Below are 22,931 nucleotides of genomic sequence, written 5' to 3' on the forward strand. Positions count from 1 at the left end.
GAGCAGTCACCTCCTCCACCCCGCCGAGAACGGAATCCCATGACTCAAGCAACCCACCGAGATGCTTCACGCGAGAAGGGGCAGCCGACCTTCGTGTTCGTCCACGGAGCCGGCAGCAATTCGTTCAGCTGGGCTCCGCTGCTTCGCGAGCTCACCCTCTTGGGGCATCGTACGCTCGCCGTTGATCTACCGGGCCATGGCTTCGACGCGCAGTTCCCCATCTCGTACCAGGCCCCCCAGGACCTGGAGGCGTTCGCCAACGAGCCGTCGGCCATGGCGCGCTTCAGCCTCCAGGACTACGTGGACCACGTCGTCGACATCGTGCGGCGCGTCGCCGTGCACGGGCCGGTCATCCTGGTCGGTGTCAGCATGGGCGGGGTGACCATCAGCGGCGTCGGCAACGCCATCCCCGACCTGCTCGCCAGGCTCGTCTACATCTCCGCCTGGTGCTGCGTCGAGCTGCCCAGCATCGCCGAGTACAGTCAGACGCCGGAGAACAACGAGAGCCTGCTGCCCAGCCTGGCGGGAGTGGCCGTGGGAAATCCCACGCAGATTGGCGTGGGCCGGGCCAACTACCGCTCGTCGGACCCGACCTTCCTCGCCAATGCGAAGGCCGCCCTGATGGCCGAGGCCACCGATGATCAGTTCCGGGCGTTCCTCAACACCTTGCAGCCCGACGAGTCCATCTCGGTCATGGTGGCGGATGCGCGAGTCGATGCGCGCACCTGGGGGCGGATCCCCCACAGCTACATCCGCCTCACCCAGGATCGCTCCATCCCGCTCTCCATGCAGGACAAGATGATCGCCGAGGCCGATGCCCTGACGCCGCACAACCGGTTCGACGTGAGGACCGTCGAGTCCAGCCACGTCGGTTTCATCCTGAAGGCCCGGGAGGTCGCCGGGATCCTCGCCAGTCTCGCGTAGGGGGGCCCTCCCCAGCGCCACGTCCCGTGACGTCCACGGGTCCCGCGGGCGCCCCGAGGGAGGAAGTCTGGTCACGAGGGGTTTTGGGAGGTATGCCGCCGGTCATGGCGGATGTTCCCAAACCCCCGGATGCCCCCCTGCAGATTCAACTCGATGACGAGGTCGCCAACGGTCAGTACGTGAACATGGCGATGGTCAACCACACGGAGACGGAGTTCACCCTGGACTTCATCTACGTCCAGCCGCACCAGGTCCGTGCGAAGGTGCGCTCGCGAATCATTCTCAACCCCAAACACGTCAAGCGCCTGCTGCTCGTGATGCAGGAAAGTCTTGCCTCCTATGAGGCGCGCTTCGGTCCCCTCGACCCTTCGGGCGAGGGCTCGTCCATGAACTGAGGTGGGACATGTGGGACGGAGTTCGAGAGGTTTCGCGACGCTGGCCTCCGACGCCGGGCCAGCGCAGACTCGGAGGCCTCGTGCGACTCGTCGGCTTGCTGCTCACGCTCTGTTGGTTCGTTCCCTCGGCCCATGCCGCCTGCCCCGCGGATGGCGTGCAATTGTTTCCCGCGCCGGGCTCGGTGGTTCCCACCAACACCCGCCTGCTGCTCGAGGGGGTGGGCTCGCTGTCCGAGAAGGTGGGGGCGCTGCCCGGCCGCGTCCTGCGGATGCAGACGGAGGGGCACGAAGTGGAGGTGCGCGTCCAGCGCGGCTGGACGAGTACCCTGGGACGCACCCTCGTCATCCTGCGGCTCTCGGGCCCGCTCAAGCCGGGCCTCGTCTACACGTTGCGCCTGGACGACGTGCTGCCCGGGGTGAAGGTGCTCAACAGCATGATGGGCCACTCGAGGCCCGAGTGGAACAGCGGGCGGGGGCAGGATCTGGCGCGTCCGCGTTGGCTCAAGCGTCCCGTGGTGAGCGAGGGCATCTTCCGCCGCACCCGCGAGGGCAGCGAGCGCTTCGTCAAGCTGCGCATGTCCCTGTCCGAGGACAGCCCGGCGTACGCACAGGTGACGCTCAGCCGGAGCAAGGACAAGGACAACATGGCGCCCCAGCACTATGTCCTCCCGCTGCATGACGGCGTGGCCCTGTTGGGCCATGGCGCCTGCGGGGGGGCGTTCGCCCTGGAAGATGGCAAGAGCTATCGGGCGAAGATCGATGTATTCGATGCGGCGGGCAACCTCGTGCCGGGGGTCGCTCCCCTGCAATTCGAGTCACCCGTGGCGACCCAGGAGAACCCATGACGGTGGATTTGGAGACGCTCAAGAAGCAGATGGCGGATCACATTCACGCCCTCCAGGATGAGATCTGTGGCGCGTTGGAGCGGTTGGATGGGAAGGCCCGCTTCCGCGAGGACCACTGGACGCGGCCGGGTGGCGGTGGGGGACGCAGCCGCGTGCTGGAGGATGGGGAGTTCCTGGAGAAGGGTGGGGTGAGCACCTCGGTGGTGTTCGGCGAGCTGGAGGAGGCGTTCGCGGGCAAGCTGCAGGGCGAGGGGCGCACGTTCTGGGCGGGCGGCCTGTCGCTGGTGCTCCACCCGCGCAACCCGCATGTGCCCACCGTGCACGCCAACTACCGCTTCATCCACCAGGGCTCGAAGGCCTGGTTCGGCGGGGGCGCGGACCTGACGCCGTACTACCTCCAGGAGGAGGACGCGGTGCACTTCCACCGGGTCCACAAGGAGGCGTGTGACCGGCACGATCCCTCGTACTACCCGCGCTACAAGAAGGCGTGTGATCAGTACTTCTACCTGCGCCACCGGGAAGAGGCGCGGGGCGTGGGCGGCATCTTCTTCGAGAACACGGGGGAGGAGCTGGAGCGCGAGTTCGCCTTCGTGAAGGACGTGAGCCGGGCCTTCCTGCCCGCGTACCTGCCCATCGCCGAGCGGCGCAAGGACACGCCCTACACCGAGGAGCAGCGCGCCTGGCAGGAGGTGCGGCGCGGGCGGTACGTGGAGTTCAACCTCGTGTGGGACCGGGGCACCATTTTCGGCCTGGAGACGAAGGGGCGCACCGAGTCCATCCTCATGTCCCTGCCGCCGCGGGTGCGCTGGCGCTACGACTACCACCCGGAGCCGGGCACCGAGGAGGCGCGGCTGGTGGAGGTGCTCCGTCGTCCTCGCGACTGGGTGGGTGCCTGAGATGACCCGCAACGGGAAGATGCTCGTGGGCGGCGCGGTGGTCGCCGTCCTGGGGCTGAGCGCCCTCGGCGTCTTCGTGTTGCGAGCGCCGGGAGGCGCGGGGGCCGTGGTCGACGCGACGGCCCTGTCGCAGGAGGCACGCGTCAACGTGCTGCGCCTGTGCGGTGACGCGCAGGCCTACCGGGATGAGCACGGCGTCTTTCTCGTGGCGGGCCCCGTGCCCGCGCAGGTGCCCCGGGGCGGACAGGCGGTGCCCTTCTCGCCCGATGAGAACATGCGAAAGCTGGGCTTCGAGCCCGGCGAGCACGTGCGGCACCAGTACCAGGTGGTGGTGCAGGAGACTCCCCTGGGAGAGGCCGAGGTCACCTGCTACGCGCGAGGTGATCGGGATGGGGACGGACAGGTCTCCGTCTTCAGCGTCACGCTGGATGTCAACGGGATGACGTCCGCGGTGAAGGCGGAGCGCGAGGAGGAGTGAAGGATCGACGGCCGGATCCCGCCCCCTGGAAACTTGCTCGCCATCCAGACGACAATCCAGGGGATGAGCCAGGCTGGAAACATCAAGGGGTCTCCGGGGTCCTCGGGCTTCGTGCCTTCTCGCGCTTCCGGCAACGGCTCGCCGGGTCGGGGTGACAGGCCGGGCATGGGGGAGGAGCGCACGCGCATCGGTCGCTCGCCGCTGGACACGGGTCGGGGCGACAAGCCGGGCATGGGGGAGGAGCGCACGCGCATCGGTCGCTCGCCGCTGGACCCGGGGACCACGACGTCGGGAGGGCGCCCCGCTCCAGAGGGAGAGTCCCCCCGCACGGGCGGTCCGCGTGAGACGAAGGGCGGCGGCATCGACTTCTCCCAGGATGAGTTGATGCCCCGGGAGACTCCCCGCACCGAGCGCCCCCGGGAAGGCAAGTCCGCGGAAGTCTTCGAGAGCAGCCCCTCGACGGAGCGGCCCCGGACGCGTGGCCGCACGGAGGAGGGAGGCGCGCGCGGGTCGGACTTCGAGAACTCCCGCCCCTCGGGAGAGCGGCCCCAGGTGCCGACCCGGGCACGCGACGCCGCGGATGCGTCCTCCGGTGAGTTCGATGCACCCCCGGAGCTGGGCGAGCCGGCGGAGCGGCCCCAGGTGCCGACCCGGGCACGCGACGCCGCGGAGGCGTCTTCCGGTGAGTTCGACGTTCCGCATGATGTGGATGATCCCTGGGCGTCGGCGGAGCGGCCCCAGGTGCCGACCCGGACGCGGGACGCCGCGGAGGCGTCTTCCGGTGGGTTCGACGTCCCCCGCGAGTTGGAGGATCCCCGGGCTCCAGGAGGACGGCCCCAGGTGCCGGGTCAGCCCCGGAGCGCGGAGGACGCGGCGAGCGGGTTCGAGGCACCCTCGGACCTGGGGACGCCGGAAGCTCCGCCGCGGGGACCCGGGCGGGGCCGGGGCGCCGACGGCCAGTCCACGGGAGTGTTCGGGGCTCCGCGCGGAGAGCAGGGGACCCAGACCGTGCGAGGTGAGCGGCTGCCTGGTGCCGGCACGCTCTTCGAGTCCCGTCCCTCGACGAGGTCGGGTGGACGCCCCGCGCTTCCCGCCTCCGAGCCCGGCTCGCCGGCCGCCTCCCCGACGGGACTTCCCGGTGCTCGGGGCGAGGTGTCCCTGGAGGAGCTGTTGCCGGATCTCTCCGGCCTCGTCGGCCAGGAGGCGCTCGCCGAGCACTTCGCGGAGAACCTGCTCCTGCTGCCTCCGAGGCAGTCCCCCGCGAGCCGCTCCCTGCGGCTGTGGGCCATGTTCAGCGCCTACGCCGAGGCGAACGCGCGCAATCCCATGGGCCAGACGCCGGCGGGACGTCAGGCCTTCGCCGAGACGCTCGCCGCCAACGGCTTCGCCGCCCTGCGGGATGTCCGCACGGGGCGCGACGGGGTGGAGGTGGCGCTCGAGCTGCTCGATGCCCCCTCGTTGGAGGAGTTCCACGCGCAGCTCGACCAGGTCCACATGGAGCCCGGTCTCGAGCGGCTCCCCACCGAGGTCTCCCTGCCGGTGGCCGAGGAGCGCCGCACGCCGGAGCAGCCCGAGGCGCGCAAGGAGGCCGCCGCGCGCCAGCCCCAGGGCCAACGGGTGTCCGAGCAGAAGGAGAAGGAGGTGGATCGGTCTCCCCCTGCCGCTGGCCAGGCGGGCGTCCAGGCGGCCGGCACGCAGCAGCCCCAGGCGCTCGCTCCCGGGCTGCTCGCCCCTCGCGACCCCCGCCAGCAGTGGGAGGAGGAGAAGGAGCGGGAACGTCGAGGGACGAACAAACGCCTGGGGCCGCGGATGCTCTGGAGCGTGCTCCATTCGCTGCGCGCCTCGCCCGAGGACAGCGCGGTGCTCAAGGAGAAGTGGAGTCAACTGGCGTTTGGTGCCGTCGTCTGCCTGATGGGGGCCGCTTTGTTGGTGGCCATGCTCGTGAGCCTCTGAGAATGCTTGGGAAGAGGGTGGCCCGTGCTAGGGTGGCCCACCCTTGGCCACCGACGACCTCACTCTCGTCAAGCGCGTCCGTGATGGAGACCAGCGCGCCTTCAAGCTCCTTGTCGAGCGCTACCAGCGCAAGGTGTACGCCGTCGCGCTGGGCATGCTCAAGGACAAGGACGAGGCGATGGATGTCTCGCAGGAGGCCTTCGTCAAGGTCTACAAGTACCTGGACCACTTCAAGGGCGACTCGTCCTTCTACACGTGGCTCTACCGCATCACCGTCAACATCTGTATCGACGTGATGCGCCGCAAAGGCTCCTCGGGCGGGCAGATGGAGGAGTTCGACGAGTCCATCGCCACGGACCTGGGCGAGGCGCGCATCGGCGCCCTGGGCAGCCGCCTGGGCACCAACCCCCAGAAGAGCGCCCTGCGTCGCGAGCTGGCCGAGAAGATTCAAGAGGCCCTGGCCAGCGTGCCCGAGAAGCACCGCGCCATCCTGCTGCTGCGTGAAGTCGAGGGCATGTCGTACGAGGATCTGTCGCGCACGCTGGACATCCCCAAGGGCACGGTGATGAGCCGGCTCTTCCACGCCCGCGCCAAGGTGCAGAAAATCCTCAGTGAATACCTGGAGTTGGACGAGGCCAAGAGTGGAGTGGGCAGTGAGTGAGTCGGCTTGGAATATTGCTTTTCCATTACCGTCCAAGCCGCACGTCCCCTCTTGGAACGGGTAGGAACACCATGGCCCCCGCCAATCCCGCATGTGAGCGTTTCATCCCGTTGTTGTCGCCGTACATCGACGGCGAGGTGTCCCCCGCCGAGCGCATCAACGTCGAGCGGCACCTGGGTGCCTGCCGCGACTGCGCCAGCCGGGCGGCCGACCTGAGGGCCGAGTCCGCGCTCCTGCGCGTGGGGCTGGAGATGGCGGTGGACGAGGTGGACTTCAAGGACTTCACCCAGAAGGTGATGGCGCGGGTGACGCCGGAGCGTCCGCCGCTGCTCGAGCGCGTGCGCATCTCGCTCTCGGAGATGTTCCTCTACCACCGCACGGCCATGGTCTCCTCGCTGGCCACGGCGGCGGTGGTGGTGCTGGTGGCCGTCCCCATGGCGATGAACCGTCCCTCCGCCCCCCTGGGCTATGGCGCCGAGCGCATGAAGGTGCGCGCCGTGCGTGCCTCCGAGGGCGCCAAGGCGGCCCCGGTGGTGCTGGAGTCCGATGATGGTAACACCATCATCTGGGCGGTGGACGAGGACGCGCCCGCGGCGCACGATGCCTCTCCGGCCAAGCCCCGCGGCGTGCCCGGTGACGAAACGGACGAGCTGGAAGGGGAGTCGCTCAAGGATGTGCCGGCCCGCCGGCCCGCGAAGCCCGCGGCGCCGGAGCAACCGCCCAAGGGAGGAGAGCTGTGACGATGATGACGCGCACGCCGGTGGCCCTGCTGGTGCTGTCCCTGCTGGGGTCGTTCTTGCTTCCCACCCAGGCGCGCGCCCAGGCTCCCGCTCCGGCCGCCAAGGTCCAGAAGCTCCAGGTGGAGGTGGCGGTGGTGCTCGTCTCCCGGAATGGCTCGGAGGTGAGTCCTCCCGAGCTCCAGAAGATGAAGGAGACCTTCCAGAAGCAGAACTTCAACTTCACCTCCTTCAAGCGCCTGTCGCAGCAGTCCCTGGAGGTGGGCACCCAGGTGCCCGCCGAGGTGAAGCTGCCCAACGGGGTGACCGCCTCACTGCGGCTGTTGCGCCTGCAGGGCGACACCGCCACCCTGCGCGTGGACGTGCCCCAGTTGTCCGCCGTGGACGTGGAGCTGGGCCGCGAGGGCGCCGTCTACCAGCGCGCCGGCAAGCACGTGGGCGGCGAGCTCATCCTCGTGCTCTCCTCTCCCGCCGCGAAGTAGCACCCCGCCCTTTCTCCTCCTCGCTTCCCCCACTCGGGCCCACCCGGCCGCCTCCCTGGCGCCGTGTGGGCCCGAGGTCGTTTGCGCGGCTCCAGACGCATGCATGCCCGCTGGTCTGGCGTCCGGTCATTCGTTCCGGAGGGAATTCCTCGCCACCCGGTAGAAATGTCAGTCCCTGGCCCGGGTCTCGTGCGCTCGTTCGCAGCGGTACCCTGCTGATTTCAAGGGTTTAGGTTCGGGCACGCTGGTTGCTAAGAGATATTCCCGTCGGGCGGCGGCGGTGGGCGGCGGGCAACACGGTGGACGAGCGACTCGAAGGGACGGGGCGAACCATGGCGAAGACCCAGCGGAGTGGTGCGGTGATGAACCAGGTGGCGCGTCAGGTGAAGAAGGCGGGTCGGGTGGTGGCCAAGGCGAAGGCGAGCCGTCCGGTGCGCAAGGTGCAGGTGACGCTGGGGGATTTGATCGCCGCGGCGTTCGACGTGGCGGGTGAGACGAAGGGCGCCGCGAAGCTGGTGTCCTCGCGCGCCATGTCCCAGGCGACCGGCACGCACATCGTCGTCGTCGCCTGAGCGGCACGTGGGGACTCGTCCAGTCGGGTACTGGACGCCTGGTCGTACGCTGTTCAGAGGGACAAGGTGCACTCCTGGCGAGGCCGGAGTTCACGGACGTGTGGCGGAAGGCGGATTAGAGTGACGCGCCATGATTGGTGCCCTCCTCCTCGCTTACACGCTTCAGCAGACCCCTCGGGCCTTCGTCGAGAATCCCGCCCCGGCGGAAGAAGGCATTCGCTTCCACGCCTCGCTCGAGGCGGGAGCACTCGCCCTTCCCTCGGGCCTGGGCGCCAATGGGATGGACGGCTTCCTGGCCGTGTTTCCCCGCCTGGGCGTCAAGGGTGGCGAGGAGTTCGAGTTCGAGATGGGGGCGCCGCTGCGCTTGCGGCTGATCGACACGGAACCCTCCCAGGTGGAAGCGGACCATGCCGCCCGGCTGCGGCGCCAGGACTGGGACGAGCTCAGTGACTTCGGTCAGCTCGTGCGGGAGCTGCGCATCGGCCGGGATGACGGCATGCTGCAACTGCGCGCGGGGGCGTTCTCCACCTGGACGCTGGGCGCGGGCTGGCTCATCAACCGCTACAACAACAACCTCTCCCAGGACTACCACCCCGCGGGCGCCAACTTCGTCGCCTACCTCGGCCCCACCCGGGTGGAGGTGTTCGCCAGCGACGTGCTGGGCGCGCGGCTCTTCGCGGGTGAGTTCCGTTTGGACCTGGGCCGCGTGCTGAGCGATCAGGACACGGCCTTCGACCGCTTCCTCCTGTCGGTGGACGTGGCGCATGACTTCGGTCTGGCGGGGGGCACGACGCCCTCCCTGTCCGCGGCGAGCCTCGGGTTGCAGGCAGGCGTGGTGCGCAGCGACACCTTCCAGTTGTGGCTCCAGGCCGCGGCGGGCGCACGGGCGGACACCCTCATCGAGTCGGTGCCGGACTACGGCGCGACCGTGGGCCTCGTCGTGCGGGGCAAGCCGGATCCGTCGTTGGACATCACCGGGCGCCTCGAGGGCCGGCGCCAGGGAGGCCGCTTCCGCTTCGGCTTCTTCGGCGCGGGCTACGAGCTGGCGCGCTTCTCCGGGGTGGGCCTGAGCGCGGCGCCGCTCGCGGAGGAGGTGCTGCCGGGGACCTTCTCGGGGTATGGCGAGGTGGCCGCGGCGGTGATTCCCCTCAACCCGGAGGACCTGGCGCTGAGCGTCAGCGCCTCGGGCGAGTACTTCGTCAACACCGGACGGGTGGACGCGGACGCCGCGCTCCAACTGCACCTGCCCGGAGACAAGACGGTGGGCGAGCTGCGCGTCATCCTCACGGACCTCACGGGCAGGCCGCGCTACTCCGTGGCCGCCGAGTTGCGCCACCGCTTCCTGCCCGCCCTCTACGGCGTGCTCACGGGCGGCACGGTGCACTTCCCCCAGGCGGAGGGCCACCTGCTGCAGGGCTTCTCCGCGGGCCTGGGCGTGGGCGTGGACTTCCAGCGCTGAGCGCCTCGCCGTGTGAGCCGGGTGGGGGGGTGGAGTAGTCTGCCGGTGCCCAGATGCCCGGTCTCTCCGCCCTCCTCGCGCTGTTGCTGCTGTGTTGCTGCCTCGGCGGCGCCTACCTCCTCGCCCTCGAGCTGGGGATTCGCCGCGGAGGGTGGGTCCGGGCTTGCGCCACGCTGGCGCTCGCGTATGGCCTGCTCATCGCCGCGTTCGAGCTGCTCCTGGGACTCGGTGTCTTCACCCTGGGGGCCGCCCTGCTCGTCTGGGTGCCGTTCACCGGGCTCTTGCTGGCCCGCGGGTGGGCACGGGCGGGGGTGGCCCTTCGCCGGGACCTGCGGCGGCTCCAGGCGATGGGCCGCGCGATGCGGCGCGAGCAGATGCTGGGGCCGCTGGCACTGGGGGCGCTGCTCGTCGGCGCCCGGCTCCTGCGCGGGCTCGCCGCCCCACCGCTCGCTTGGGATTCGCTCACCTATCACCTGGTGAAGGCGGGCCGGTGGGTGCAGAGCGGGCGCGACGAGCCGCTCCTCGCCCCCGATGCGTGGAGCTACTACCAGTACTTCCTCCCCTACGGCGACGCCCTGTCGGCCTGGGCCATGCTGCCCGACCATGGAGATGGGTTCCTCGCGCCGGCCGGTGGGCTCATCTGGCTGAGCGCGTTGGTGGGCGCGTATGGCATGGCGAGGGGCCTGGGCGCGCGCTGGCGCATGGCCGTGCCCGCGGCACTGACGGCGGTGTTCGTGCCCATCGTGATGGCGGTCCTCACCGCCAGCTATGTGGACAACACCATCCTGGCGCTCTTCCTGCTGGCCATGGCGTTGCTGCTGGCGAGCCTGCGCCCGGGACGGCAGGGCGAACGGGTGGCGGCGATGGCGGCCCTGGGGGTGCTCGCGGGCATCAAGCCCGGCGGCCTGCCCGTGTTCTGCCTCGGCGGCGCGCTGGTCTGCTGGGGCACGTTCCAGGCCTGGCGCTCGCGAGAGGCGCCTCGTTTCCACGCGGCGCTGGTGGTGTTGGCGCTGCTGCTCGGGGTGCTGCCCTACCTGAGGGCATGGGTGCTCCACGGCTCTCCATTCTTTCCCTGGCCGTTGACGTTGGCGGGGATTCGCATCTCCGCGGGCAGCCCGGCGCTGGCCGGCCTCGAGTCGGGAGAGCTGCTCAACACCACGCCCCTCGATGTGCCGGAGTTGGTGATGGCGCTCCTGTTCTCCCGGTTCCTGGCGGGGACGGATCACCTGGGGCTGGGCCACACGCTGCTGCTGGCGCCCGTGGGCCTGCTGGCCGCGGTGCGGACCCGGCAGCGGTGGGGTGCGCGCTCGTTGCTGGTGCTCGTCTGCGGTGCGAGCACGCTGCTCGGCTCGATGAGCCGGCAGCTCTGGACGGCCTGGGTGTCCACCTCGTCCCGCTTCGTGCTGTGCATGCTGGCCACGTGCCTGCTGCTCGCCGCCCTCCTGGAGGAAGAGTGGGTGCGGCTGCTGCTCTGGGGCTGCTTCCTGCTGGAACTGCTGCTCGGGCTGCCGTGCGGCTGGGCAGGGGTGGATGCGCGCGGGGTGCTCCTGGTGCTCCCGGCCGTGCTGGTGTCACTGGGCGGCGCCGCCGCCCTGGTGGCGTGGGGCCTGCGCCGGCACCGGCTCCTCCCCGGCCTGCTCGCGGCGCTCATGCTGCTCGGGGGCGGCTGGGAGGCCATCGCCGCCGTCCGCGCGGCGCTGCGCTACGAGATCTATGCCTCCGCCGCGAATGCGCAGTCCTACGAACTTCACCCGCTCGTCATCCCGAGCAGCATGGGCCTTCCCGAGTGGAAGGCGCTGGATGGGGAGGCTCCCCTGCGACTCGCGGTCACGGCGGGATGGGACATCTCCGGACACAACTGGTACTGGTACCCGTTGATGGGCAGCCGGCTGCAGAACACGCTCACCTACGTGCCCATCTCTCCGGACGGCGTGGTGAGGGATTACGCCCTGAAGGACACGTTCGCCCAGGCGGACTTCCCGGCGTGGCTGCGGCGGGTGCGCGAGGCGCGGGTGGACTACGTGGTGACGCTGGCCCCCGCGCCCATCGAGGCACGGTGGATGGCCGGACACCCGGAGCTCTTCCAGCCCGCCTTCGGCGACGCGAAGCGCGAGAACGTGGCCTGGCGCGTCCTGCCCGCGGCCGCCGCCGATTGACGCGCGTCAGCGGCCGAACAGGCCCTTGCGCTTGCGCGGCGCGGGGTCCTCCTGCGCCATGCGCGACAGCCGCTGGCCGAGGATGCGGCTCATCTCCAGGGCGATGACGGGGTTGGCCATCACCACGCCGCGGAAGTCCTCGCGGCCCACGCTCGCCAGCTCGCACACGGTGGCCGCCGAGGCATGGGTGGCCCGCGGCTCGCCGGTGAGCAGGGCCAACTCTCCGAAGAAGCCCCCGGGCTTCACCACCTCCACGAGCTTGTTGCCCTCGCCCAGCAGGTTCACCTGCCCGGAGACGACGACGAAGAACGTCTCTCCCGCGTCCCCCTTCTTGAAGATGGGCTCTCCGGCGTCCTTGCGCAGGTACTCGGCGCCGTGCGCCAGCTTGAGCACCTCCTCGGTGCCCAGCGGCGCGAGGAAGTCCACCCGGCGCAGCATGTCCGCCAGCGGCGTGTCCGGCGTGTTCTGGGGCTCGCGCGTGAGGCACTCCACCGCGCGGGCCAGCCCGGCACGGCGCGCCACGAGGATGAGGGTGTGGCTCGCGCGCAGCACCGTGTTGCCGTCCGGCAGGGTGATGCGCCCCTCGGGGTCCACCATGCCGATGAAGACGCACTCGCGCGGGAAGTCCGTCTGGGCGCGTACCTGGGCCACCGTGCGCCCGGCCACCACCGCCTTGGTGCTCACCTTGAGCTCGAAGAGGATGGCGTCCCCGGCGGCCAGCGGCAGCGAGCCCGCCACCTGGGGGAAGTCGATGGCGGTCGCCATCTTCGTGACCACCACCTCCGCCTCTTCCACCAGCTCGCCCACCCCGGCGAGCCGGTAGGGCTCTCGGTAGCGGCTGTCCAGCATGCGCACCATGACGCGCGCCGGGCTCACCGCGCGCACCAGCGTGGCGAACGCCAGGTTCTCCGCGTCGCGCGCCAGCACCCCGGCCGCGATGTCCGCATTGATGATGCCCGTGGACTCGAGCACCCGTGGGTCCGTGGCGTCCCCACACACCGTCACCACGCCGATGTCCTCGAACAGGCGGTGGCACGTCGCGGCGTCCCGGTCCACCACCGTCACGTGGTGCTGCTCGTTCACCAGCCGCGCCGCCAGCGCGCCCCCCACCCGGCCTCCCCCCGCGATGACCACCTTCATGTCGTCTTCCTCCCACTGCCCTGCGGCTCATCGGGCACATCCGACAACACGTGCTCCAGCTCCAGGGTGCGTGCGTCCAGCCGCGCGAGCTGCGCTTCCGCCGTGGCCTCGGGAATGAGGCCCGCGAGCCGCGCCGACAGCAGCGCCGTGCGCTCGGCGTCCACCAGGTGCCGGCGCGTCGTCAAGACCAGTCGCGCCGCCTGCGCCAGGTGCTGCTCGCTCAGCCGGCGCAGCTCCCGCTCGGCGCTGGCGATGCCCACCTGGTAGTCGCTGCGCAGGTGCTCGTAGGCCGCGCGCGGGATGAGCCCCTGGTCATGCAACTGCTCCAGCTCCTGACGCGCGGCACGGCTGGCGATGAGCCGCGCCTGCTGCTCGCTCACCGCCTGGGCCACGGGGTCCTCGCGGATGAGCCCCAGGCGCCGCAGGAAGCCGGTGAGCGTCAGCCCCTGGACCACGAGCGACAGGAAGGTGACGCCGAAGGCGATGGACACCAGCTCCTCGCGCGCGGGCGTGCCCTCGGGCAGGCCGATCGCGAGGCCGATGGACAGCGCGCCCTTGATGTTGCCGAAGATGAAGACGTGCTGCCAGCGCACGGGCACGCAGGCCGAGGGGCGCAGCCAGCGCAACAGCAGGAAGGGCCCGTAGATGGCCACCGCGCGCCCGGCGAAGACGCACGCCACCGCGAGCAGGGTGAGCGGCAGGTGGCGCACCAGCGCTCCGGGCTTCGTGGCGAGCCCCACCGACAGGAAGAGGAAGGTGTTCACCCCGAAGGTGACGTACTCCCAGAAGGTGTGGATGGCCACCTGGCTCTGGGGCGCCACGTGGCGGCGCAGGGTGATGCCCGTCATCAGTCCGGCCGTCACCGCGGCGATGGCGCCCGACAGGTGCACCTGCTCGCCAATGGTGTACGCGCTCAGCGCGAGCGCGGTGGTGACCATGATCTCCGCGAGCGGATCCCTCGTGCGGCGGATGATGAAGCCCGCCCCGGCGCCCAGCGTCAGCCCGATGGCGATTCCCCCGATCGTGGCGAACACCACCTGGGCGCTCAAGAGCGGCAGGGAGAAGGACGTCTCGCCCCGCGTCACCACGCCGGCGATGGCCGCGTAGGCCACGAGCGCGGTGCCGTCATTGAAGAGGCTCTCGCCCTGCATGATGCCCGACAGGCGCCGGGGCACGGCCACGCGGCGGAAGGCGTAGAGGATGGAGACGGTGTCGGTGACGGAGAGCATGGCGCCGAGCAGCAGCGCCGGCCCCCAGTTCAGCCCCAGCGCGTAGTGCAGCGCGGTGCCGGTGGCGGTGATGGCCAGCACCATGCCCAGGCTCGCCAGCGTGGCGATGGGCACCAGGTTGGCGCGCACGTTGGCCACGTCCGCGGTGATGCCCCCCTCGAAGAGCAACAGCGGCAGGCACACGAGGAAGACGAACTCCGGGTTGAGCGGAGGAATGCCGGGCAGCAGGCCCGCCACGGAGATGAACAGGCCTCCCACCACCAGCGCCACGCTGTAGGGGATGCGCACGCGCTTGGCGGCGATCGCGAGGGTACTGGCGGCCACCATCAGGCCGATGAGCAGGGGCATCTCGAAGTGCACGCGGGAGCGAGCCTCGCAGATGCCCCCGGCCCTGCCTAGACACGGCGCACCACCCCGCGGCATTTCCGCGGGAGCCCGGACCGCCCCGGCTCTCGGTTGTCCGCTCGCTCAGTCGTCGCCACCACCACCGTCATCGCCGCCGGTGCCGATGCCGCCGCCGTCGTTCTCGTAGACGGGATCCGGCACGTCGTACTTGCCCTGGACGCGGTTCTGCGCCTGGCAGTCCTGGGTGCACGAGGTGGCGGGAGGCGAGTTCTCCACCGCGTCCTCCCCGAGCACGCCGCCCATGCGGCCCCCGGACGTCACGCGCCAGACCGTCTCGCGCTCGCCCTGGACGAGTTTCGCCGCCACCTGCGGGCTGTCCTTGCCCCGGATGAGCTGGGCGTTGCCGAAGTTGATCTTCCCGGTGTACGGGTTGGTGAAGTAGAAGACGGCGGGCCCCAGGGTGTGGGTGAAGTCGATCGTCGCCCCGGTCGTCTCCGTCTCCGGCTCCATCTGGAAGATGCCGCCCTGGGCGCAGTCCTTCGCCTGGATCTTCATCTTGATGCGCTCGCCGCGGCGCAGCAGCCACAGGTCGCCCGCGCCCATCTCCACTTCCAGGTCGTCCTTCTCCAGCGTCTGCGTGCCGAGGTGGGGCACCTTGCCTGCGAAGAGCACCGTGGTCACCCCGCCCGTGATGTCCAGGGGGTTGCTCGTCGCCTTGAGCGTGTAGTTGTAGACGGCGAACGTCGACACATCGACGTCGAAGTCGACGTAGGTGCCGCGCACGCGCAGCGTGCCGTGCGAGGGCAGGCTCCGGCGGTCGAGCTTCGTCCGGGCCGAGCCGGACAGGGTCCTGCCATTGGGCAGCTCCAGGCGGAAGCCACCGCCGGCACAGGCCTCGGTGGAGGCGGCGTGCGCGGCGGGCGCGCCGAGCAGCGCGCAGAACCCAAGCGAGAGCATCGCGCCGAGGGCGCGCGAGCGGATGGAGAGGGACATGGGGGCCTTTCCAGCGAGATTGTTATGGTTTGGGTTGAAACGAGAAAAAACAGCGAGGACTGGAATACAGTGAAAGGCACCCTAGCGTTTGTGACTGTCATAAACAAATCCAATCGGCGGCGGGGTGAGGGGAGGGACTCCGAGTAGAGTTCATCCATACGCGCGAGCCGTCCGGGGGTGAGTTGTATGCCATTCCAATCATCTGACCCGGGGTGAACACTCCACACACCCTCCATCCGGGTGCCCTCCTGGGGGGCCGACTTGATTCTCTGGAGGGAGGGGGACATATTACGCTCATAATCCAGAGGAGCCGGGCCATATGACCACCAGCTATGTCATCGACGCCGCACGCACCCCCCGAGGGAGGGGCAAGGCGGGCAAGGGAGCACTCTCGGGCATCCACCCGCAGGAGTTGTTCGCGCAGGTGTTGAACGCGCTCCAAGCGCGCGGGCGCTTCGAGGCGCGCGAGGTCGAAGACGTGATGGTGGGGTGTGTCTCCCAGGTGGGAGAGCAGGGCGCCAACCTGGCGCGCAACGCGGTGCTCACCGCGGGCTGGCCCCAGCAGGTGTCGGCGGTGTCGCTCAACCGCTTCTGCGCGTCGGGGCTGCAGGCGATCCACTTCGGGGCCATGGGAGTGGCCTCGGGCGCGATGGACCTGGCGGTCGCCGGGGGCGTGGAGAGCATGTCGCGCGTGCCCATGGGCGCGGATGGCGGCGGCCAGGATGGCAACAACCCGCACCTGCGCGAGCGCCTGTTCCAGGTGCCCCAGGGCATCAGCGCCGACCTCATCGCCACGCTCGAGGGGTTGTCACGCGAGGAACTCGACGCCGTGGCGCTGCGCTCCCAGAAGAACGCGGCGCGCGCCATCGAGGAGGGCCGCTTCGTGAAGTCGCTATTCCCCGTGAGGCAACCAGGCACCGGGGCGGTGGTGCTCGAGCGGGACGAGTTCCCCCGGCCGGACACCACGGCCGAGGGGCTCGCCGCGCTCAAGCCCTCCTTCGTGGCGATGGGAGAGACGGTGGCGGGGCCCCGGGGCGAGACGCTGGCTCAGCTCGCGCTCGCGGCCTATCCGCGGGCCCGGGCCCTCCAGCACGTGCACACCGCGGGCAACTCGAGCGGCATCGTCGATGGCGCCGCCGCGGTGGTGCTCGCCTCGGAGCGCTACGTCCGGGAGAAGGGCATCCAACCGCGCGCCCGCATCCGCGCCATGGCGACCGTGGGCACCGAGCCGGTGCTGATGCTCACGGGGCCCGCGCCAGCGAGTGAGAAGGCGCTGCGCCAGGCGGGCATGAATGCGCGCGACATCGACCTGTGGGAAATCAACGAGGCCTTCGCGGGGGTGGTGCTCCAGACCATTCGCGCGCTGGGCATCGACCCCGAGCGCGTGAACGTCAACGGAGGCTCCATCGCGCTCGGCCATCCGCTCGGCGCGACCGGCGCGATGTTGCTCGGCACGGCGCTCGATGAACTCGAGCGTAGCGGCAAGCAGACCGCGCTCATTACCATGTGCGTTGGGGGCGGCCAGGGGATCGCCACCATCATCGAGCGGCTCTGAGCCGTCGTACCGGGGTCCCTTCATGAACCAGAAGACGGAACAGAAGCAGAAGTCGCGTGAAGCCATCCTCGCCTCGGCGGCGGCGCTCCTGCGTGAGCGGGGCATCAAGGCCAGCTCGGTGATGGATGTCATGAAGGGCGCCGGGCTCACCGTCGGCGGCTTCTATGGGCACTTCGAGTCCAAGGAGCATCTCTTCACCGAGACCATCCAGAGCGCGGCGAGCACCATGTGGAACCGGCTGCTGGGCTCGGCCAAGGGCGATTCGCCCCGGGAACGGGTGCTCAACGTGGTGGAGCGCTACCTGTCACGCCAGCACCGCGACCATCCGGAAGCGGGGTGTGTGATGCCCAGCGTCGCCCCGGAAGTCGCGCGGGAAGGGGAGCCCTATCGCGGCGCGCTCGAGAAGGAGCTGTCTCATTATGTCCGCTCGCTCGCCGAGCTCATGGGGTCCGATGCCGAGCACCGGCAGCAGGCGCTCGGGTTGATCGCGCTCATGTATGGCGCGCTCTCGTTGTCGAGGGCGGTGGGTGGCACGCCCCTGAGTGACGAGCTGCTCCGGGCCGCGAGGAAGCTCTCCGAGCGCGCGCTGTAACCGTTCACGGAACTGGCCGACCCGGCGACCGCCCCGGGTCATGTCGCCTACTGGCTCTCGAACGCCTGACTGACGGTCACGATCAGTGTGGAGATGGGCGTTCCATCTGGTGCGAAGGGGGCCTCCGCATGGATCACGGTGTCCAAGTCGAGTTCCACCTTCTCACTCAGACGCCACTCGCGAGAGGAAGCCCGTGGATCCTCGCATCCATGATTCCCGCAGGCGCAAGGCACGGCCGACCTGGGCTGGCCCGCATGCTGGCGGAAGTCGGAATCCATGGACGTGTAGAGGCGGCAGATGAAGTCCGAGGGCCCTTGGATACTCCAGAGAACGATGGTCCTCACATTGCCAGCTGGCCAGATGCCCACCTCCCAGGGCTTCGCCAGGTGCACGTGCGCGCACGAAAGCGTCTTCTTGCTGAACGGGTTGCACCAGGGGGGCAGTTCCTCCTTGGGCCTTCCCAGTTCGAGCCTGTCTCCGTTGAGTTCCACACCGCTGTCCGTCACGTGCCGTAACAGGGAGGCGCTGAACGCGGCGGTACTCCCGCCATGAGAACACGCCTGGAGCAGGGCACTTCCCACGAGCGGAACCACGAGCCTCGCCCTGATGGGCAACGAACTCATCCGCGTGTTCCTCGAGAACTTCATGGGATTCCGCCTCCCGGGCGTCCTCTTGTACCACCGGGAGCCGTCGGGGAGCGCGGTCCTGATGACAGCAGTCACCAGGAGTCGGGTCGACTGGTGACGGCTGTCACCGGGTCCCGGAGGGGGAGGACTCGGCTCTCGATAATGATGCTGGGAGGTTATGAGGAATCGAGAGATTCCGAAGGCGCTGGCACGAGGACTGCTTAGGGAGCGTGGGCGGCACGGGCTGATGCCGCTCCTTCCTCGACGACTTCGAGACCTCGCGCCATGTCCATTTCCCGCCTCCCCTCCTCGTCCTCCTATCGGCTCCCCCCGCGGGCTCCCATCGCTCCCGCCGAGACGAAGTACGCCGACGCCCCCGGGTCGAAGCAGCAGCCGAACATCGATGAGCTGATGAAGCTGTTGCAGGAGCTCATCAAGATGCTGGGCCAGGATGGCTTCGAGCCCTCGCAGAAGGGCGCTGGCGGCGGCGGTGGTGGTGGCGGTGGCGGCGGTGAGATCCCGGGTGGTGGTGGTGGCGGTGGCGGTGTTCCCCCGGCGGGCGGGCTGGACGCGTTGGGTGAGGGTGGGCCGACGGATCTGGGGCTCGATTCGCCCCCCGGGCAGGGCCCTTCGTTCAATGGTTCGGGCAATGCGGACGCGGTGGCCCAGCAGATTGCCCAGGACGCGACGAGCTGGAACTACGACAACTCGCCCGGCAAGTCGTTTGATGCCGCGGTGGGCAACGAGAACAACTTCGATGGTTCCAAGTCCGGCATCTGCACGGACATGGCGGTCGAGGCGGCGCAGCGCTTCGAGGCGGCGGGCATCGATGCGCGCGTCGTGGGTGGAGAGACGAACAAGGGCAATCACGCCTGGGTCGAGTACAAGGGCGCGGATGGCGAGTGGAAGCGGTTCGATCCCACGGCGGCGGCCTGCACCAAGGACGCGAGCCAGGCCATCAACACCGACAACAACGTCTACAACTACGGCAACGTCATCGCGTACTACGAGGATGTGCCGGCCGAGGTGCCCTCGATTTGAGCAGGCAGGGCGTGGAACCACGCGGCATAGGGCGTGTTCTCCACCCGGTGGCGGTTGAAGTCCGGAGCGCCATCCATCCACCACGGCGGGCCCCGCTCCCCGAGCGCCACCTTGGCCTTGTGGACACGGGCGCGCGCCTGGTGCTCGGCCTCCGAGTCCCCGGCGCGAAGGGCCCGGCCCACGTCCCGCCGCGCGTGCATGAGCGCCTCCACGAGGAGCGCGCGCTGCTTGGGCCCGAGTCCCGGGTCCGAGCACCGCCACAGCACGCCCTTCATCACGAAGTAGCGCCCATCCGGGGTGGTGGGTGGTTTCTGCTTCGGCTCGCGGCTCATGGCACGGGCCTTATACCGGGAAGCACAGGGCTTTTGACGTCACGCGCTCATGGAGCTTCTACCGGGCTGATGCGGCTCGAGACGTTCTCCTGGCCGCGCCCGGAGGCGCAGGGGGGGCGAGCCCTTTTCGGGCGACCCGCTGTTTGACACTGGCGATGGCGGCCAGGGCCTGCTTTCGCACCGGGTTTCCCCGGCGCAGACGTTGGAGCCGACGTTCCGCATCCTCCACCATCGCCCAGCCCAACGCGGCCTTGGTGGGATCGCGGTCGGCTGCCCACTCCAGGGTTTCGCAGGCCGCGTGCATTCGATACTCCAGGCTCGGATGGTCGAGCCGCCGCACGCGGAGCAGTGCCGTCCGATACTCATCCCAGATGCGCGCTCGGAAATGCGCGAAGCTCAGGATGTGATGGGCCACCAACCGTCTGATGTGCCGACGCTCCCACTCCGTCTCCGCCTCGCGTAGGAGCGTCTTCTGGAGGGCCAGATACTCCCTGCTCCCTTCCGCGACAGAGGCCGACGTGTTCTGGAGCAGAGCCACGGTGAGCTTGTCGAACTCCATGGCGACTCGCCGCCAGAAGGATCCGCGGGAGGGTTTCATGGCTCAGGTTCCCAGACACGTGTGTCATGCGAACTCTGAACGCAGTCTCCAGTGCCATCAAGCCAGCGAGGGTGATGGGTGCTCACGGCGTGGGGTTATCAACACGGCCTCGTGGCCCCATGTGAATCGATTTCCTGCCCCATGGGGCGGAGAAGAAGCCGCTTCACGCCCGGGCGCGCGTGATGAGCACCACGGAGCCGAGGATGGCGCCCATGGCCACGAGGCCGCCCAGGCTCAAGGACTCGCCCGCGTTTCCCGACACTACGTGGGCCTTATACTGGGAAGCACACGGCTTTTGACGTACGGCAGTGCCCTCTGGCACGGCTTGGCGCCGGGCAAACATGGCATGGCGCTCTTCCTGGGTGGTGGGCGCCCACCCAGGGAGCCGCGCCGACGCTGGAGGCAGGTGACCTGACCGGCGTCACCTGCCTCCATTCGGGCCCGACGAAACTCAGCGCTGAGGCGCGTTCGTGCCTACGCCGGCTCGTTCCAGGGCGAGTGGCTGATGGGGCCCTTGATGAGGGTGAAGGTCCGCTGGGTGGTCGCGCCCAGGTTCACCCAGCCGTAGCCGTCGATGACGCGCGAGGGCACGCTCAGCGAGATGAGCACGTTGGCCACGTCGCAGTCGCCCAGGATGTGGCCGGCCCGGATGGGCTTGCCGTCCGACGTCAGCTTCTTGGTGACCAGCAGGGGGCTCGCCGTGACGGTGCCGTCCTGGGCCAGCTTGGGGCGCGCCGCTCCGCCGCCAGAGATGCGCAGGCTGTAGCTGCCGGAGCCCTGGGGCTGCCACGCCACGAAGTCGAGTTCCACCAGGTCGTTCTTGGTCACGTAGGCCAGGCACCCGCACTCCAGCGTGGGGTAGCTGAGGGCGGCGGGGGGCGTAGTGGCCGAGCCGACGCGCGGCAGTTCCAACCGCACGTTGCAGCGCGTGTTGTCGATGTAGATGAGCCGCGAGAAGCTGCCGTTGGCCACGGCTTGCTTGTTGCCGTCGAAGAAGTCCACGGTCAGCACGTTGTGGCCGTTGTCCAGGGTGCTGGTCTTGATCAGCGCCGCCAGATAGGGGTTGTACCAGAGGACCGCTGGGTTGCGGATGGGGAACAGGTTGCCGACGACGGAAGTGGGCGTGTTCATGAACCGCGGAGGCGAAGCGAGCGCGTCCCACTTCATGTCGTGGAACGTGTCGATGATGGAGCGCGTCACTCCAGTGGACAGGTTCTTGATCTTCACGCTGTAGAAGCGGACCCCATTGGTCCACGCCAGCTCATGGTTGACCATCAGGCTCAGATTGCCAGCGAAGGGCAGGTTGGCGTACGCGCTGAAGTAGTAGCCGGGTGCCGAGCTGGTGTTGACCTTGCCCGAGTCGGGACTCGTCGGGATAAGCTGCTGCGAGTTGTTGATGTATTCGAACGGAATCAGGCCGATACCCAACAGCAGGTGGTTGGCCACCTCGATTTCACGGGAGAACTGGCCGATCTCCGTCTCACCGGCCACGTACATCCGGGTGTCCGAGATCGGCTCGATGCTCCGGGGCGTCACGGTGCCGGAGTTGATCTCTCCCTCGGTCGTGATCTCCCCTGTGAGCAAGTCGATGCGCGCCACCTTCTTCGTGCCATGCAGGCAGATGTAGAGGGCGCTGTGCTCCTGATTGGCCCAGGCCATGAAACCGCTCTGGGTCCCGAGTGAGTAGGTGGGCTGAGCGGGCACCTGAAGCGTGAGACCTTCCTCCACGGAACTGGGGAGATCGACGACGAAGACGTTGCCCGAGGCGTCCGAGAGGCAGACCTTCGGGGAGGAGCCCAGCGTCGAAAGCAGCAGCCCCGTGCCCCCCGTGAGTCCTTCCACCAGGCACACCTGATTGCGCGTGGACAAGTCAATGCGCCAGAGCGAAGTGTCATCCACGACGTAGAGGAAGCCATCATCCAGCGCCATCTGCTGGGGCTCCGTCAGGGGGGTGTCGTGGACGGGCTGGGCCTGGGAAGTGTAATCGGGATAGGGGCTCAGCGCGGTGCTCGCCCGGGGCGAGGTGAGGACGTAGTACTGCCCATCCACGGGGTACTGGGCCGTGAGATACAAAGCTGTCTCGTACTCTGACAGGAGGATGTCCCGCACGTCGAGGAAGCCCGTGCTGAGGCGGTATGCATTGGGACTGGTGGAGTAGGTGAACCACTCGATCCAGGTCTGGTTGTTGGCCTTGAAGACGCGAAGTTTGACGTAGTGGAACTCGCCTCCATTGGGAATCCGGACCGCGTAGATCCGGCCCGTGGTCGAGGTGCCGTCCTCGGGCACACTGTTATTGACCACCACCGAGTCCCAGTTGGCTTGTGCCAACGATGCTGGAGAGACCTCCTCTAGGGAGGTTGCTCCGAGGGGGAGGATGCGAGCGGAGTTCAGCGCGAGCAGCCGCTTGGACCCCGTCGATTCCCACAACCATTGGAGTTCCTGGGATGCGAAGGCGTTGAGGTTGAGCCGCTTGTTCTGCGTCAGCGTCTCGGTCTTCGACAGCAGCAGCGTCACCGGGTTGACGGGCAGCCACCACAGATCGCCCCGACCCGAATCCATGTAGAAGAGATGGTCCGCTCCCGCAGAATAGTGCGTGGCACGGATGTCGCTCAGATTGGGGATCTTCTGCTGGTATTTCATCATTGTGGGGTACCTCCACAGCTGGCGCGAAGACACCTCCGTGTCTCCTCTGCTACCGCAAAAGAGAACGTCATGAGTCCTGGCGCCGTGGCTGACGTTGGCCGGAAGTGGCGGCCAACGGGAGAGACTTTCACATACGGGTCTGACATCACCGCCGCGTCCAGGCCTCTCCGGGAGTGCCAGGAAATAAATTCCAGACGAGCGTGGCCCCTTGACTCCGCGGAGAATCCGTCCCCGATGGGGAGGCCGCAGCGTCGGCGGACGGTGTCTTCTCAAGCACGC

The 22,931-nt window shown here is 68.9% G+C and carries 22 protein-coding genes; 15 read left to right on the forward strand and 7 right to left on the reverse strand.

Features of this window, described 5'->3' with window-relative positions:
* The first annotated feature begins 39 nt into the window (after window positions 1-39).
* From D187_RS19125 to D187_RS19180, 12 genes are all read left to right on the forward strand, one after another.
* A complete protein-coding gene (locus D187_RS19125) occupies window positions 40-924 on the forward strand; it encodes an alpha/beta hydrolase (protein WP_002622044.1) in 885 nt (294 codons plus the stop codon).
* A 104-nt stretch (window positions 925-1,028) separates the two neighbouring features.
* A complete protein-coding gene (locus D187_RS19130) occupies window positions 1,029-1,319 on the forward strand; it encodes a DUF3467 domain-containing protein (protein ID WP_002622045.1) in 291 nt (96 codons plus the stop codon).
* Between the two features lie 80 nt (window positions 1,320-1,399).
* Entirely contained in the window at window positions 1,400-2,164 is a 765-nt protein-coding gene (locus D187_RS19135) for a hypothetical protein (protein WP_002622046.1), read from the forward strand.
* Entirely contained in the window at window positions 2,161-3,060 is a 900-nt protein-coding gene (hemF, locus tag D187_RS19140; RefSeq protein ID WP_002622047.1) for an oxygen-dependent coproporphyrinogen oxidase, read from the forward strand. The genes D187_RS19135 and hemF overlap by 4 nt, the downstream gene beginning before the upstream one ends.
* Before the next feature lies 1 nt (window position 3,061).
* Window positions 3,062-3,538 (forward strand): hypothetical protein, encoded by a 477-nt coding sequence (locus D187_RS19145; protein WP_002622048.1) that lies wholly within the window; start codon window positions 3,062-3,064, stop codon window positions 3,536-3,538.
* 63 nt (window positions 3,539-3,601) lie between these two features.
* Complete coding sequence (locus D187_RS19150; RefSeq protein WP_155893444.1) at window positions 3,602-5,491, forward strand: hypothetical protein; 1,890 nt, start codon at window positions 3,602-3,604, stop codon at window positions 5,489-5,491.
* A gap of 43 nt (window positions 5,492-5,534) precedes the next feature.
* On the forward strand, window positions 5,535-6,152 hold the full coding sequence (locus D187_RS19155; protein ID WP_002622050.1) for an RNA polymerase sigma factor: 618 nt from the start codon (window positions 5,535-5,537) through the stop codon (window positions 6,150-6,152).
* 71 nt (window positions 6,153-6,223) lie between these two features.
* Window positions 6,224-6,892, forward strand: coding sequence for an anti-sigma factor family protein (locus D187_RS19160; protein ID WP_002622051.1), 669 nt, complete (start codon window positions 6,224-6,226; stop codon window positions 6,890-6,892).
* Window positions 6,893-6,894: 2 nt separating this feature from the next.
* Window positions 6,895-7,371, forward strand: a complete 477-nt coding sequence (locus D187_RS19165; protein WP_002622052.1) for a hypothetical protein — start codon at window positions 6,895-6,897, stop codon at window positions 7,369-7,371.
* Between the two features lie 332 nt (window positions 7,372-7,703).
* The gene (locus D187_RS19170; protein WP_043430579.1) at window positions 7,704-7,943 is read left to right on the forward strand and encodes a hypothetical protein; all 240 of its coding nucleotides are present in this window, start codon (window positions 7,704-7,706) and stop codon (window positions 7,941-7,943) included.
* Between the two features lie 130 nt (window positions 7,944-8,073).
* On the forward strand, window positions 8,074-9,402 hold the full coding sequence (locus D187_RS19175) for a hypothetical protein (RefSeq protein WP_002622054.1): 1,329 nt from the start codon (window positions 8,074-8,076) through the stop codon (window positions 9,400-9,402).
* A gap of 53 nt (window positions 9,403-9,455) precedes the next feature.
* A complete protein-coding gene (locus tag D187_RS19180; protein WP_002622055.1) occupies window positions 9,456-11,558 on the forward strand; it encodes a hypothetical protein in 2,103 nt (700 codons plus the stop codon).
* Window positions 11,559-11,564: 6 nt separating this feature from the next.
* Here D187_RS19180 and D187_RS19185 read toward each other — a convergent pair whose 3' ends face one another.
* From D187_RS19185 to D187_RS19195, 3 genes are all read right to left on the reverse strand, one after another.
* The gene (locus D187_RS19185; RefSeq protein WP_002622056.1) at window positions 11,565-12,698 is read right to left on the reverse strand and encodes an NAD-binding protein; all 1,134 of its coding nucleotides are present in this window, start codon (window positions 12,696-12,698) and stop codon (window positions 11,565-11,567) included.
* Window positions 12,695-14,287 carry a cation:proton antiporter gene (locus D187_RS19190; RefSeq protein WP_002622057.1) on the reverse strand — a complete coding sequence of 531 codons (1,593 nt, stop codon included), beginning with the start codon at window positions 14,285-14,287 and terminating at the stop codon, window positions 12,695-12,697. Before D187_RS19190 ends, D187_RS19185 begins: the two co-directional genes overlap by 4 nt.
* A gap of 108 nt (window positions 14,288-14,395) precedes the next feature.
* A complete protein-coding gene (locus D187_RS19195; RefSeq protein WP_002622058.1) occupies window positions 14,396-15,265 on the reverse strand; it encodes a hypothetical protein in 870 nt (289 codons plus the stop codon).
* A gap of 319 nt (window positions 15,266-15,584) precedes the next feature.
* Between D187_RS19195 and D187_RS19200 the strand changes: the two genes are divergently transcribed.
* Both D187_RS19200 and D187_RS19205 read left to right on the forward strand, forming a co-directional pair.
* Window positions 15,585-16,820 carry an acetyl-CoA C-acetyltransferase gene (locus D187_RS19200; RefSeq protein WP_002622059.1) on the forward strand — a complete coding sequence of 412 codons (1,236 nt, stop codon included), beginning with the start codon at window positions 15,585-15,587 and terminating at the stop codon, window positions 16,818-16,820.
* A gap of 22 nt (window positions 16,821-16,842) precedes the next feature.
* Window positions 16,843-17,412: a TetR/AcrR family transcriptional regulator gene (locus tag D187_RS19205; protein ID WP_002622060.1), complete on the forward strand. Its 570-nt coding sequence runs from the start codon at window positions 16,843-16,845 to the stop codon at window positions 17,410-17,412.
* 47 nt (window positions 17,413-17,459) lie between these two features.
* Here D187_RS19205 and D187_RS19210 read toward each other — a convergent pair whose 3' ends face one another.
* Window positions 17,460-18,059, reverse strand: coding sequence for a hypothetical protein (locus D187_RS19210; RefSeq protein ID WP_002622061.1), 600 nt, complete (start codon window positions 18,057-18,059; stop codon window positions 17,460-17,462).
* 264 nt (window positions 18,060-18,323) lie between these two features.
* Between D187_RS19210 and D187_RS55280 the strand changes: the two genes are divergently transcribed.
* Window positions 18,324-19,079 carry a transglutaminase-like domain-containing protein gene (locus D187_RS55280; RefSeq protein ID WP_002622062.1) on the forward strand — a complete coding sequence of 252 codons (756 nt, stop codon included), beginning with the start codon at window positions 18,324-18,326 and terminating at the stop codon, window positions 19,077-19,079.
* Here D187_RS55280 and D187_RS19220 read toward each other — a convergent pair.
* From D187_RS19220 to D187_RS19230, 3 genes are all read right to left on the reverse strand, one after another.
* A complete protein-coding gene (locus D187_RS19220; protein ID WP_002622063.1) occupies window positions 19,043-19,411 on the reverse strand; it encodes a hypothetical protein in 369 nt (122 codons plus the stop codon). The genes D187_RS55280 and D187_RS19220 overlap by 37 nt on opposite strands.
* Window positions 19,412-19,469: 58 nt before the next feature.
* Complete coding sequence (locus tag D187_RS19225; protein WP_002622064.1) at window positions 19,470-19,970, reverse strand: hypothetical protein; 501 nt, start codon at window positions 19,968-19,970, stop codon at window positions 19,470-19,472.
* Between the two features lie 513 nt (window positions 19,971-20,483).
* Window positions 20,484-22,652: a hypothetical protein gene (locus D187_RS19230; protein WP_002622065.1), complete on the reverse strand. Its 2,169-nt coding sequence runs from the start codon at window positions 22,650-22,652 to the stop codon at window positions 20,484-20,486.
* Between the last annotated feature and the right edge of the window lie 279 nt (window positions 22,653-22,931).

The organism is Cystobacter fuscus DSM 2262 (genome assembly GCF_000335475.2).
Taxonomy (GTDB): Bacteria; Myxococcota; Myxococcia; order Myxococcales; family Myxococcaceae; genus Cystobacter; species Cystobacter fuscus.